Origin of the sequence: Yersinia massiliensis, from assembly GCF_003048255.1 — a bacterium.
GTDB classification, from domain to species: Bacteria; Pseudomonadota; Gammaproteobacteria; order Enterobacterales; family Enterobacteriaceae; genus Yersinia; species Yersinia massiliensis_A.
The window spans coordinates 3,092,823-3,107,041 of the sequence record NZ_CP028487.1 but is presented as its reverse complement, the minus strand read 5'-3'; the positions used below and the strand labels follow the sequence as shown (position 1 = coordinate 3,107,041).

The window sequence follows — 14,219 nt, the reverse complement described above, 5'->3', positions numbered from 1 at the left end:
AAGAAAATTAAGGGAAGGTAATTAATTTGATGCCGTTCAGTAGCACTCAGCGCCGGTGGCTCTTGGTACTTGTCGTAGTGATTATCGGAGGTTTTTTCCTCGCTAAACACTTAATGGCACCAGCGCCGGTTCAATATCAGACAGTCAAAGTCGCCCATCGTGATTTGCAGCAGAATGTCTTGGCAACGGGCAAACTTGATGCAGTGCGCAAAGTAGATGTGGGCGCGCAGGTCAGTGGGCAGTTGGAAAGACTGTACGTAGAAATTGGCGATCAAGTGAAGCAAGGACAGCTATTGGCGATGATCGACCCGCAACAGGCGCAAAACCAAATCAAAGAAGTGGAAGCGACACTACAAGATTTGAATGCTCAGTTGGCACAAGCGAAAGCGGAAATGCAACTGGCAGCAGTGACGTTGCGCCGTCAGCAAGATCTGGCAAAACTTCAGGTCGTATCGCGTCAGGATCTGGACCAAGCCAGTACAACGCTGGCAGTGAAAAAAGCGCAAGTTGAGACCATTAATGCGCAAATTAATAAAGCCAAGGCCAGTTTGGATACCGCCAATATTAATTTGGATTACACCAAAATTTCTGCCCCAATGGCCGGTGATGTGGTGCAAATCACCACCTTGCAAGGCCAGACTGTTATTGCGGCTCAACAGGCGCCGAATATTCTGACGTTGGCAGACATGAGTACCATGCTGGTTAATGCACAGGTTTCAGAAGCCGATGTGATCCATTTGAAACCGGGGATGAAAGCCTCGTTTACCGTGTTGGGTGACCCCGGAAAGCGTTTCGATGGTGTGCTAAAAGACATTCAGCCGACACCGGAAAAAGTGAATGATGCGATTTTTTATTCGGCCCGCTTTGAAGTGCCGAATCCTGACCGAGTGTTACGTTTGCAGATGACCGCACAGGTTTCCATTGAGTTAGCAAATGTGAAACAAGCCGTCGTGATTCCATTATCGGCATTAGGTGAGGAGTTAGGCACTAATCGTTATCAAGTTGCGGTGCTAAAAGACGGCAAAGAAGAGAAACGCGAAGTGACCATTGGCATTCGTAATAATGTGGATGCGCAGATAGTGGCAGGTTTAAACGTCGGTGAGGAGGTCATCGTCAGCCGCGGCGGCATGGAGGAAGCATAATGACGGCATTGCTTGAATTAAAAGGCATTCGCCGGAGTTATCAGTCTGGTGGCGAAACGGTTGATGTATTGCAGGATGTCTCACTGACGATTAATGCGGGTGAGCTGGTTGCCATTATCGGTGCTTCAGGCTCGGGTAAGTCAACGCTGATGAATATTCTTGGTTGCTTAGATAAGCCAAGTGCAGGTGTCTACAGTGTTGCTGGCCAAGATGTTGCCACGTTAGATAATGACGCGCTGGCGGCACTGCGTCGCGAGCATTTTGGTTTTATTTTCCAACGATACCACCTGCTACCGCATCTCAGTGCGGCCCATAATGTAGAGGTTCCGGCGGTCTATGCCGGTTTGGGTAAGCAGGAGCGACGCGAACGGGCGAAAATGCTACTGACCCGTTTGGGATTAGAAGAGCGAGTTGATTATCAGCCTAATCAGCTCTCGGGTGGGCAGCAGCAGCGTGTCAGTATCGCCCGAGCTTTGATGAATGGTGGGCAGGTTATTCTTGCCGACGAACCGACAGGGGCACTGGATAGCCATTCTAGCGTTGAAGTCATGGCGATCCTAAAGCAGTTACAGCAACAGGGACACACGGTCATTATTGTGACCCATGACCCGACTGTTGCGGCTCAAGCAGAACGGATCATCGAAATTAAAGATGGCCGTATCATGGCAGATTCTGGCTCCAAAACAGTCGCCGCCGTTGCAACGTCGGAAGTCACGAGTCTCACGCCGCCCGCGCCTTCGTGGCAGCAACTGACGGGCCGTTTCCGTGAGGCGTTGTTAATGGCTTGGCGTGCTATGTCGGCCAATAAAATGCGCACTGCGTTGACGATGTTGGGCATCATCATTGGGATTGCTTCTGTTGTCTCCATATTGGTGGTCGGGGATGCGGCTAAACAGATGGTACTCGCGGATATCCGTGCGATTGGGACGAATACCATCGATATCTATCCCGGCAAAGATTTTGGTGATGATGATCCCAGCACACGACAAGCACTGGTTTATGAGGACATGGCGGCGCTGAAAGAGCAATCCTATGTCAGTGCGGTATCGCCAACCATCGCTGGCAGTATGCGGCTGCGATACGGCAATATCGATGTGGCAGCCAGTGTGTCGGGTGTGAGTGAACAATATTTTCGCGTATACGGCATGAAGCTCGAACAAGGCACAGCCATCACGCGTGAACAAGTTGAGCGTCAAGCACAAGTCGCCGTGATTGACCGTAATACCCAACGCAGGCTATTTCCCCATATAAACGATGTCGTGGGGCAAGTGATATTGGTTGGGAATATGCCAGCGACCGTGGTGGGGGTTGTGGAAGAGAAACAGTCCATGTTTGGCAGTAGCAAAGCACTGCGGATTTGGGTGCCCTATAGCACGATGGCCAGTCGCTTGATGGGGCGTTCATACTTCGATTCGATCACGGTGCGGATTAAAGAAGGTTATAACAGCAAAGAGGCTGAGCAACAGCTGATTCGGTTGTTGACCATGCGGCATGGCAAAAAAGACATTTTCACCTATAACATGGACAGCTTGCTGCAGACGGCGGAAAAAACCACCCGCACCATGCAATTGTTCCTGACATTGGTGGCGGTGATTTCACTGGTGGTTGGCGGGATTGGCGTGATGAATATCATGTTGGTATCCGTCACTGAACGTACCCGTGAAATTGGTATTCGCATGGCAGTGGGCGCGCGATCGAGTGATGTCATGCAGCAGTTTTTAATAGAGGCGATCTTGGTCTGTCTGGTGGGGGGGGCGCTGGGGATAACACTCTCCTTCGCCATCGGTTTGATCGTGGAAATGTTTTTACCTAACTGGCAAATTACTTTCCCACCGATGGCGTTATTCAGTGCGTTCTTGTGCTCAACCGTGATCGGGGTAGTTTTCGGTTATCTGCCGGCTCGAAGTGCCGCCAGACTCAACCCGATTGATGCTTTAGCGCGAGAGTAATGACTGAGCGAATATCGATTCGGATGAGAAGATGACCACAGTGATGATTTTTACGGTCATAAGAATGAATCGATGCCGGCCATTGACCACATCTATTAAGCCCGCATAATAGGGGAATAAAAATGCCAGTCATGATTGACTGGCATTTTGAGACGCCATGGCGTGTTTGGCGATAGCCTCCAGAAACACATCTGTCACCGGTGTGTTTTCGGTGATGGAGTTGCCATGGTATTAATGCGAATGAGTGCGTGGTGTCAGGCTAGTGCAGCCATTTCCTGCGGTATGTCTGTTTGTAATACCACATCTAACCCAAGTGGCACTATCAGGCTGGCATGGTTACCCTTCGGCCCTTGGTGGACATCAAAGTTAACCATCTGACCGGCTTTTAACGTTCGGTAACCATCCATCTGGATAGTTGAATAGTGAGCGAATATATCTTCACCACCGTTCTCGGGGCAAATGAAGCCAAAACCTTTGGCATTATTGAACCATTTAACAGTACCCGTCTCCATACTTCTACGTCCCTCGCAAGGCTATTCTAGTTTGAGATGAGGTAATCGCTGGTTAAAGTGAGTGCAAAGTGGTTAAACCGTCAGCATTGGTTAAAACGTTAGCATTGGTTAAAACATCAGCAACCCACGAAAATACACTCTAGTGGAAATGCTTATAACGTCAAGGAGTCGCTTTTGTCTGGCTGAGGCAGTTCTTCAAAGTTTGATGCAGCTAACGCTATTGTGTTTGTTTGGTTACAATTTAATCGTTTTTAAGGTGAGGAAATCGGCTTTTTTCTCTGGCGGCGTTATGGCATAAGTGATGTTAAAATAATAATAGATATCTTCATCAAATGGTCTTATAACCGGAGTGAGGTATTGCTCCTGTGTAGTTCAGTGAAACGATGGGCATGCAATGGGTAATAATAACGATTGGCTAAATTTTGATCACTTAGTCAAAGATAAACAGAAAGAGGCGCTTAAACCGCCGTCAATGTATAAAGTTATACTTAACAACGACGATTACACACCGATGGAATTTGTGATTGACGTTCTGCAAAAGTTCTTTTCTTATGATATTGAACGTGCAACACAATTGATGCTCAATGTGCATTATCAAGGAAAGGCGATTTGTGGTGTCTTTACCGCTGAAGTGGCGGAGACAAAAGTCGCACATGTAAATCAATACGCCAGGGAGAACGAGCATCCATTGCTTTGTACGCTGGAAAAAGCCTGATTAAGGCAATTATTGGGAGGTGCCTATGCTCAATCAAGAACTTGAACTCAGTCTCAACATGGCTTTCGCCAGAGCGCGTGAGCACAGACACGAGTTTATGACCGTGGAGCACCTATTGCTGGCATTGCTGAGCAATCCAGCTGCGCGGGAAGCGCTGGAGGCGTGTACGGTTGACCTAGTGGCATTACGCCAGGAACTGGAAGCGTTCATCGAACAAACCACACCAACATTACCGGTCACTGAAGAAGAACGTGACACCCAGCCAACGCTCAGTTTCCAACGGGTGTTACAACGCGCGGTCTTCCACGTTCAGTCATCTGGGCGCAACGAAGTCTCAGGTGCCAACGTGCTGGTGGCCATCTTTAGTGAACAAGAATCTCAGGCGGCCTACCTGCTGCGTAAGCATGATGTCAGCCGACTGGATATCGTGAACTTTATTTCCCACGGCGCCCGTAAGGATGAGCCGGGTCAGGCACCGAATGCAGAAAATCCGGTGAATGAAGAGCAGGCAGGAGGGGAAGACCGTATGGAGAACTTCACCACCAATCTGAATCAACTGGCCCGCGTTGGCGGCATTGACCCACTCATTGGGCGCGATAAAGAACTGGAGCGCACCATCCAAGTGTTATGCCGTCGGCGTAAAAACAACCCGCTGTTAGTGGGGGAGTCCGGTGTCGGTAAAACGGCTATCGCCGAAGGTCTGGCATGGCGTATCGTGCAAGGTGATGTACCAGAAGTGATGTCTGAATGTACCTTGTACTCGCTGGACATTGGTTCGCTGTTGGCTGGAACCAAATACCGTGGTGACTTTGAAAAACGCTTCAAGGCCCTGCTGAAACAACTGGAAAATGATAAAGACAGCATTTTGTTTATCGATGAAATTCATACCATCATCGGTGCTGGTGCTGCCTCTGGTGGGCAAGTTGATGCCGCTAATCTGATTAAGCCGCTGCTTTCCAGTGGGAAAATCAGAGTGATCGGCTCGACGACCTATCAGGAGTTCAGCAATATCTTTGAAAAAGATCGTGCTTTGGCGCGGCGTTTCCAGAAAATCGATATTACTGAACCGACGGCTGAAGAGACAGTTCAGATTATCAATGGCTTGAAACCGAAGTATGAAGCACACCATGACGTGCGTTATACCGCGAAAGCGATACGTGCAGCGGTTGAGTTATCAGTGAAATATATCAATGACCGCCACTTACCTGATAAAGCCATTGATGTAATCGATGAAGCGGGTGCCCGTAGTCGCCTAATGCCTGCTAACAAACGTAAGAAAACCGTCAATGTATCGGATATTGAGTCAGTGGTTGCTCGTATTGCGCGTATTCCGGAGAAAACTGTCTCTGCCAGTGATCGCGATGTCCTGAAGAACTTGAACGAACGCTTAAATATGCTGGTATTCGGTCAAGATAAGGCCATCGATGCACTGTCTGAAGCCATCAAGATGAGCCGTGCTGGTTTAGGGCATGAACACAAACCCGTCGGATCATTCTTGTTTGCTGGCCCTACCGGTGTGGGTAAGACGGAAGTGACGGTGCAATTGGCCAAAGCACTGGATATCGAGTTGCTACGCTTTGATATGTCCGAGTACATGGAGCGTCACACTGTCAGTCGCCTGATTGGTGCACCTCCAGGCTATGTTGGTTACGATCAGGGTGGTCTGTTGACTGATGCGGTTATCAAGCATCCTCATGCTGTGTTGCTGCTTGATGAAATTGAGAAGGCACATCCAGATGTGTTCAACCTGTTATTGCAGGTGATGGATAACGGCACACTGACGGATAACAATGGGCGTAAAGCCGATTTCCGCAACGTCATTTTGGTGATGACCACCAATGCGGGTGTGCGCGAAACACAGCGTACTTCTATTGGCTTTAAACAGCAGGACAACAGTACGGACGCTTTGGAAGAGATCAAAAAAGTGTTTACACCGGAATTCCGTAACCGGTTGGACAACATCATTTGGTTCAATCACTTGTCACCAGCGGTTATCCAGCAAGTTGTGGATAAATTCATTGTTGAGTTGCAGGCCCAATTAGATGCCAAAGGTGTGTCACTGGAAGTCAGTGAAGAAGCCCGTCATTGGTTATCTGATAAAGGTTACGACAAAGCGATGGGCGCACGGCCAATGACGCGGGTAATTCAGGAAAATCTGAAGAAACCTTTGGCAAACGAGTTGTTGTTTGGCTCTCTGGTTGATGGTGGCTCGGTCACTGTTCAGTTGGATAAAGAAAAACAACAACTGGCTTATGAGTTCCAGAGCGCACAAAAGCGTAAAACTGAAGGTGCGGTTCACTAATTCAGCGTGTTAATACCGAAGGTGTGTTAATGCTGGCGAATTTGTACAAATAAAATAGAAAAGGGCGATAAGTTGATAGCTTATCGCCCTTTTTATTTTGGATATTTCACTTTCTTCATGGCTGATAAAGCCGTATGACTGAGTAAATAAAAGAAAACGCAAAACGCCCTTACCATAAATTGGAAGGGCGCCGGAGGGGGGACTACATCCTCAGAGCTCGCGAGTCGTCGACTTGCGACAGATTAGCCGATTAACGGCTACGGAAGACAATGCGGCCTTTGCTCAGGTCGTACGGGGTCAGCTCTACAGTGACTTTGTCACCCGTCAGGATGCGGATATAGTTTTTACGCATTTTACCGGAGATATGAGCGGTTACCACGTGCCCGTTTTCCAATTCAACGCGGAACATGGTGTTCGGCAGCGTATCAAGAACGGTGCCCTGCATTTCAATATTGTCTTCTTTGGCCATCGAATCCTCTAGGTGTAACTACCTTAGTTTTTAACCGGCAAGATAATGCCGAAAAACCCACATTATGTAAAGAAGTGTTGGCGGTCATCGCACCATCTCCGCAAAATTAGCCTGCCGGTAAGAGGGGGATAAAGCCTAATGTGGGGTGTTTTAAGCGATTGAGTTTTACTGCATCGAAGATGAAAAACTCAACGATTGCGGTAACCAGCATTCAGCCGGTAGTGGACTAAACTGGATTTGACTCAACTGCTGTAAAAAAAAGTTTCGGGGGATCTCAATCGCACCCAGCGACGCAGTGTGAGCGTTGAGGACCTGACAGTCAATCAGTTCTCCACCCATACGGGTAAAATGATGACAAAAAACCATTAATGCGCTTTTTGAGGCATTGTCAGCACGGCTAAACATGGATTCACCGCAAAACAATGTACCGACGGCGATGCCATACAAACCACCAACTAGCTCATTTTCCAACCAAACTTCGACTGAGTGGGCATGCCCCAAAGCATGAAGTTGGCAATAAGCCTGTTGAACATCATCGCCAATCCAAGTTCCCTCATCACGCTGTGACGCACAAGCTTGGACAACATCCGTGAAAGCATGATTCAGCGTAAATCGATAAGGGCAACGCCGTAAAAAACGACGCATGCTGCGACTGATATGCAAATCTTCTGGAAACAGAACCGCACGTGGATCGGGCGACCACCACAAAATCATTTCCCCTGGACTAAACCAAGGGAAAATTCCCCGTTGGTAGGCTGCCAGTAAGCGAGGGGCAGATAAATCCCCTCCCAGTGCTAACAATCCGTTTGGTTCACGCAGTGCCAGCTCAGGTGATGGAAAAGCGAATGATTGTGAAGAGAGCTGTGTAATGCGCATAAATCTCCTTGGCGATGCTATCAGGCTCATATAAATATCAACGTCTTAGTATCAACATCAGTAATACTGCTTTGCTTTCAACCGCTTTTAATCATATTAGCTGATGAGCTACTGCTGTGCCGTCGATTTGAGCATGATAAAAGTTTCACTATCACGACATCAGTGACGTTGATGGAATTGGTAATAGCGTCCCTTACGTTGCAACAAACTGTTGTGATCACCTTGTTCGACTATCATCCCACCATCCATGACGCAGATTCGGTCCATAAACTCCAACCCATGCAAGCGGTGAGTGACAATAATCAAGCTTTTCTGCTGACAATGCTGACGCAATAACGCCAGAATTTGCTGTTCAGTTTCCGCATCTAACCCTTCAGTCGGCTCATCAAGTAGCAACAACGGGGCAGGGTGCAATAAAGCACGGGCTATCCCCAAGCGCCGTTGTTCACCGCCAGACAATGGTCGCCCGCCATCGCCCATCCACGCATTCAACCCTTCACTGTTATCCAACAAATTGGCTAAACCGACTTGTTCTAAAACTGTTTTGAGTTGTGCATCTGAGGCGTCAGGGCAAGCAAGTAACAGATTTTCGCGCAACGTACTGCTGAAAATATGTACCCGCTGGCTGACCACAGTCATCATCTGGCGCAGCGTTGTTTCATCATAGTGAGCCAATGGCATTCCGTTGAGTGTGATGATCCCCTTATTAGCATCCCAAGCTCGGGTTAATAGCTGTAACAGTGTTGATTTACCGCAACCAGTACGACCCAATAGCGCAATATGCTCTCCTGCGGCCAGTGATAGCGATATATCCTGCAAAACAGGCAATGGCTGCTGCGGGTACGTAAAACTTAACCCTGTCACTTCCAGCGCCACCTGCGGGGTTAACGTTGGACCCGTTACAGGGAATGTCACTTCAGGCTTTTGTTCCATCAACTGAGCGACCCGGGTCGCGGAGGCAATCACCTGTCCTAGATGTTGGAAGGCTCCAGCCACTGGCAATAATGCTTCAAATGCAGCCAAGGAGGTAAACACAAACAGCGCCAACAATGCGCCAGGTTGGTTGTTTCCACCAATGCCTTCAGCAGCAAGCCATAAAATCAGTGTGACAGTTAAGCCGGAGGCCAGAATCATAAGTGCTTGAGCTAGACCCGCCAACGATGCCTGCTGTTTTTGTCGGGTCATCCAACGCTGTTCAATTTCATCTAATGACGCGCGGAAACGACCCAATGCGCCGAAGACTAATAACTCTGCTTGCCCTTGTAACCAAGATGTCAGTTGCGAACGATATTGACCACGTAGGTCAGTTAAGTCGCGGCCAATAGGTTGACCTGCACGATAGAAAATCAACGGAACTAACAGCAATAAGCCCAGCAGAATAGCACCAAGGGTCAATGCTAAATTGACATCCAGATAACTCAAGCCAAACGTCACGACAGCAATAATGACGATGGCTGCTACCAAGGGTGAAATAACGCGTAAATAGAGGTGATCGAGCGTATCGACATCCGCAACTAGCCTGTTAAGCAGCTCACTTTGACGAAAACGAGCGATGCCAGCAGGGGAGAGGGGCAGGATCTTTTGGAACGCGAATACGCGTAGATGAGCCAAAACACGGAATGTTGCATCATGGCTAACAACCCGTTCAGCATAACGGCCCGCAGTACGGGTAATTGCGGCGCCACGGACACCGGCAGCCGGTAACAAATAGTTAAACGTATAGAGCCCGGCAGGCCCGGCAATGGCCGTGCCGGCTAAGAACCAACCTGATAATGTAAGCAAGCCGATACTGGCTAACAGTGTAACAATCGCTAGAACAATGCCGAGGCATATGAGGAACCAATGGCGGCGATACAGCGCCAAAAAGGGAAGAAGTACGCGCATGATTAAAGCTCCTCACTGCGGTGGGACAGCAGATTGGCAAATGAACCGGTAGACTGGCTTAAGCTTGAATAATCACCTTGTTGAATTAACAGGCCATTATCCATTACCCAGATTTGATCATACCCTCGCGTATCTTCCAACTGATGCGTGACCAGCAGCGTTGTCTGTCTGCGAGAGGCATCTTCCAGCGCTTTCATCACTAGCTGCTCACTGTGGGCATCAAGGCTGGCTGTTGGCTCATCCAACAGTAGCAAACGACATGGATTGAGTAATGCGCGGGCAACCGCAACGCGCTGAGCTTGCCCAACGGAAAGGCGTGCTGAGTGATCGCCGACTTCTGTATTGAGCCCTTGCGGCAAGTCATTGATAAACTCGCTGATATAGGCACGTTCGATAGCTTGCTGCAATTGTTTGTCGTCAGCATCAGGCTGGTCTAGCAGGATATTGGCTATCAGAGTTTGTTCAGGCAGATGCGGGTTTTGCCCAACCCAGCTTAATTGATCGCGCCAAGCTGGCGGTGCGAGGTCACGTAACTCAATCCCGTTAACTTTCAACGAGCCGCGATAAGGTAAAAAACCGAGCAGCAAATTGAGCAAGGAGCTTTTGCCTGCGCCACTCAGACCGACAATAGCAACACGTTTGCCAGCAGGCAGTGAAAATGAAAGTGGCCCCGCTAGACGGTTGCCATTGGGGGCTAAAATTTCTAATTCATCGGCCTCTAGGGTGACCGCATCTACACCGGTTAAGACTTTATCTCCTTGGCCGATAGACTCGCTCTCGCTGCTCAAAAAAGTCACTAATGACTCAGCAGCACCTACTGCTTGAGCTTTAGCATGATAAAACGTCCCTAAGTCGCGTAATGGCTGGAAAAACTCAGGTGCTAGAATCAACACTAAGAACCCCGCAAATAAGGTTACGCCAAGGCCATAGCTACCAAAGTTCAGTTCACCCAAATAAGAAAAGCCAAAATAGACTGCAACGACGGCAATAGAAATAGCAGCAAAAAACTCTAATACCGCGGAAGAGAGGAAAGCCATCCGCAAAACTTCCATGGTACGACGACGGAAATCTTCTGAGGAGTCGCGAATTTGGTCTGTTTCAGCTTTAGCACGATTAAACAGCCGAAGGGTGTCTAGTCCTCGTAAACGATCGAGGAAATTGCCACTTAAGCGCGCGAGCGCGACAAAATTCCGCCGATTAGCATCAGCAGCGCCCATTCCGACTAGCGCCATGAATAATGGGATGAGTGGCGCGGTGACAAATAAGATTAAGCCTGCCGCCCAGTTGATAGGGAAGACCGCGATCAATATCAGTATGGGAATCAATACAGCCAGATACATTTGCGGTAGATAGCGGGAATAGTAATCCTGCATATCCTCGATTTGTTCCAGAATAATGGTCGCCCAACTTCCAGCAGGTTTACCTTTCACCCATGCTGGGCCCAACTGCTCTAATCGGTCTAACACCACTTTACGTATCTGCTGACGCACTTTCATGCCGCAGATAAAACCAACGCGCTCACGTAACCAACTGATCACGGCACGTAAGGCGAAAGTACCCGCGAGCAGCCAAAAATCGGTGGTCAGCGACGCACGCGGTAACTTATCGATAATCAGAGATTGCAGCAAGGTGGCGAGTAACCATGCTTGAGCAATGATCAGTAACCCGCTGAGGAGGCCAAGTAACATGGACAGGCGGAGCCAACGTTGCGCCGGAGCGCTTTGTTTTTTCAGCCAACGAATCAACTCATACTGTCGTGTTTTATTCATCAGGCAATTTGTCTGCGCAAATATACCCAAAAGGCTCAGATATGCAGGGAGATGGATGACGCTATTTCACGCTATATCAATATAGGGTGTGAATGTGGTCTACCTACAATACTGATGACTCTGGGCTTATAAAGATCAAAAGTTTGTCACTATTGTCGGTGGCAAACTGGCGAGGGGCAATCTTACCTCGTGATGCATTGAGGCGAAACCATAATGCTTGTGATAGTTACCGCATTAGTAGATTTCTATAATTTGCTGTTTTTCATTGGGGTGCTAAATGTACAAAATAGAAACGGGTAGCTCACGTATCGCCAGCTACCCGTATGTATTCAGTAAAACAGTGATCTAAGATGTAATATCAATAAACGCTATTTATCGTTTACTAATCCATCAAGATAGCGTTCAGCATCCAGCGCCGCCATGCAGCCAGTGCCAGCAGAGGTGATGGCTTGGCGGTAAATATGATCCATAACATCACCTGCGGCGAACACACCTGGAATTGAGGTTTGCGTTGCATTGCCTTGGGTACCTGACTGGACTTTTATGTAGCCATTTTCCAGTGCTAACTGGTCACCAAAAATGGCGGTATTAGGACTATGACCGATGGCAATAAAGACACCCGCAACCGCAAGTTCTTCGGTTTCATTGCTTTGAGTTGATTTCAGGCGCACGCCGGTTACACCCATTTCATCGCCCAGTACTTCATCCAGCGTACGGTCAGTATGCAGCACGATGTTACCGTTTTTCACTTTCTCCATCAGGCGATCAATCAGAATTTTTTCGGAGCGGAAGCTATCACGGCGATGGATCAAATGGACTTCAGCAGCGATATTTGCCAGATACAGTGCTTCCTCAACGGCAGTATTACCGCCACCGACGACTGCAACTTTTTGATTGCGGTAGAAGAAACCGTCACAAGTTGCGCAGGCAGAAACCCCTTTGCCTTTGAACGCTTCCTCAGACTCCATCCCCAAATAGCGGGCAGATGCGCCAGTTGCGATAATTAACGCATCGCAAGTGTATTCATCGCTATCACCAAATAGGCGGAAGGGGCGATTTTTCAAATCAACACTGTTGATATGATCGAACAGAATTTCTGTCTGGAATTTTTCAGCATGCTCATGCATCCGGTCCATCAGTGCTGGGCCGGTGAGTCCTTCGGGATCGCCGGGCCAGTTTTCGACGTCAGTTGTAGTAGTTAACTGACCACCTTTTTCCATTCCGGTAATCAATACAGGTTTTAGGTTAGCGCGTGCTGCATAAACTGCCGCGGTATAACCTGCAGGGCCAGAACCCAGAATAATCAATTTGCTATGTTTAGCCGTGCTCATGAATACCTCTTTCCCACAATGGCGGACAATATTAGCGATTGTAGGGAAAATTGTGCATGAAAAAAAGCAGACAAAAATGTTGATAGCGATTTGTTTGATAGGCAATGCCTATTTAATAGACTAAATGTATTGAGAATCGGCAGTTACCGGATAAGAAAATTAAGTTTGGTGACAAATTGGACCAAAATTGATTTCTACGTTATGGAAAAAAAAACCTGAAAAAGCGTTGACCCCATAAAGAATGTGGCTTGTGAGCCAATGCGCCTAAAAAAAGCTGTCTTAGATAGAGAGAAATTTGCACCATTTTATCGCAAATAAGCGGTGAAAAAATAGCTAAGTGAAGGGGGCTGAGATTTTAATTCTGGCACGTTCTACTGATTTAACTTCTTTTACTTTGACAATCGGCTGCGCATTTGCGAAAACATCATAGGAAGAAGAAATTATCTGCGCGCCATAATTTCAGTTTTGGTGTCACTGACATCAAGCGAAAACCCTGGAATGTTTTCGATTAATACTGGATGGCATGTGGAGTCAGTTATCGAATAACCGTAGGGGGGATGTATCTGCGGTTGTTTGTGATGCGCTATCTCTTCCTCAACGCTAATAATCATCGAGTACCTCGCATACAGTTGGACAGACAGGGTGTGAGTTAACAACGTGTTGATATATTTGCATAAAACAGGCTGCGGGTCGTGGTTTGTAGCAAGCTCTAAAGGTCCTTACATTTAGGGTATGCCGCAGACTCAAGGAAATTAAGAGAGACTATAAGATGATAGATAATAAAAAACGGCCGGGGAAAGAGCTTGATCGTATTGATCGTAACATCCTGAATGAATTACAAAAGGATGGGCGAATCTCTAACGTAGAGCTTTCAAAACGAGTAGGATTGTCACCAACACCATGTCTAGAGCGAGTTCGCCGTTTAGAGCGTCAGGGCTTCATCCATGGTTATACCGCACTGCTTAATCCACAATATTTGGATGCATCATTGCTGGTTATTGTTGAGATTACTCTGAATCGTGGTGCTCCGGATGTGTTTGAGCAATTTAATGCTGCTGTAAAAAATCTTGAGGAAATTCAAGAGTGTCACTTGGTGTCAGGCGATTTCGACTATTTGTTGAAAACCCGTGTACCTGATATGTCCGCTTACCGTACCTTACTCGGTGAGACCTTGCTTCGCCTACCGGGCGTGAACGATACCCGTACCTATGTGGTCATGGAAGAAGTGAAGCAGAGTAACCGCCTTGTGATTAAAACGCGGTAAACAGGC

11 protein-coding genes are annotated in these 14,219 nt (G+C 47.9%); 5 read left to right on the top strand and 6 right to left on the bottom strand.

Annotated elements, in window-relative coordinates:
- Positions 1-29: 29 nt before the first annotated feature.
- Entirely contained in the window at positions 30-1,142 is a 1,113-nt protein-coding gene (gene macA, locus DA391_RS14525) for a macrolide transporter subunit MacA (protein ID WP_050081423.1), read from the top strand.
- A complete protein-coding gene (gene macB / locus DA391_RS14520; protein WP_050081424.1) occupies positions 1,142-3,091 on the top strand; it encodes a macrolide ABC transporter ATP-binding protein/permease MacB in 1,950 nt (649 codons plus the stop codon). The genes macA and macB overlap by 1 nt, the downstream gene beginning before the upstream one ends.
- 254 nt (positions 3,092-3,345) lie before the next feature.
- On the opposite strand, the gene cspD is transcribed toward macB, so the two are convergent.
- On the bottom strand, positions 3,346-3,603 hold the full coding sequence (gene cspD / locus DA391_RS14515; RefSeq protein WP_050081425.1) for a cold shock-like protein CspD: 258 nt from the start codon (positions 3,601-3,603) through the stop codon (positions 3,346-3,348).
- A gap of 394 nt (positions 3,604-3,997) precedes the next feature.
- On the opposite strand from cspD, the gene clpS reads away from it, so the two are divergent.
- Together clpS and clpA are read left to right on the top strand one after the other, a co-directional pair.
- Positions 3,998-4,318: an ATP-dependent Clp protease adapter ClpS gene (gene clpS, locus DA391_RS14510; RefSeq protein ID WP_050081426.1), complete on the top strand. Its 321-nt coding sequence runs from the start codon at positions 3,998-4,000 to the stop codon at positions 4,316-4,318.
- A 25-nt stretch (positions 4,319-4,343) separates the two neighbouring features.
- Positions 4,344-6,620, top strand: a complete 2,277-nt coding sequence (clpA, locus tag DA391_RS14505; RefSeq protein ID WP_049605366.1) for an ATP-dependent Clp protease ATP-binding subunit ClpA — start codon at positions 4,344-4,346, stop codon at positions 6,618-6,620.
- Positions 6,621-6,870: 250 nt separating this feature from the next.
- On the opposite strand, the gene infA is transcribed toward clpA, so the two are convergent.
- The 5 genes from infA to trxB all read right to left on the bottom strand — a co-directional run bounded on the left by infA (position 6,871) and on the right by trxB (position 12,949).
- A complete protein-coding gene (infA, locus tag DA391_RS14500) occupies positions 6,871-7,089 on the bottom strand; it encodes a translation initiation factor IF-1 (RefSeq protein ID WP_002211347.1) in 219 nt (72 codons plus the stop codon).
- Between the two features lie 165 nt (positions 7,090-7,254).
- On the bottom strand, positions 7,255-7,965 hold the full coding sequence (gene aat / locus DA391_RS14495) for a leucyl/phenylalanyl-tRNA--protein transferase (RefSeq protein WP_050081427.1): 711 nt from the start codon (positions 7,963-7,965) through the stop codon (positions 7,255-7,257).
- A 159-nt stretch (positions 7,966-8,124) separates the two neighbouring features.
- Entirely contained in the window at positions 8,125-9,849 is a 1,725-nt protein-coding gene (gene cydC, locus DA391_RS14490) for a heme ABC transporter ATP-binding protein/permease CydC (protein WP_050081428.1), read from the bottom strand.
- A gap of 2 nt (positions 9,850-9,851) precedes the next feature.
- Positions 9,852-11,618 carry a heme ABC transporter permease/ATP-binding protein CydD gene (cydD, locus tag DA391_RS14485; protein ID WP_050081429.1) on the bottom strand — a complete coding sequence of 589 codons (1,767 nt, stop codon included), beginning with the start codon at positions 11,616-11,618 and terminating at the stop codon, positions 9,852-9,854.
- A gap of 368 nt (positions 11,619-11,986) precedes the next feature.
- Positions 11,987-12,949 carry a thioredoxin-disulfide reductase gene (gene trxB, locus DA391_RS14480; RefSeq protein WP_019209489.1) on the bottom strand — a complete coding sequence of 321 codons (963 nt, stop codon included), beginning with the start codon at positions 12,947-12,949 and terminating at the stop codon, positions 11,987-11,989.
- A gap of 769 nt (positions 12,950-13,718) precedes the next feature.
- Between trxB and lrp the strand changes: the two genes are divergently transcribed.
- Positions 13,719-14,213: a leucine-responsive transcriptional regulator Lrp gene (gene lrp, locus DA391_RS14475; RefSeq protein ID WP_002211340.1), complete on the top strand. Its 495-nt coding sequence runs from the start codon at positions 13,719-13,721 to the stop codon at positions 14,211-14,213.
- Positions 14,214-14,219: the final 6 nt, after the last annotated feature.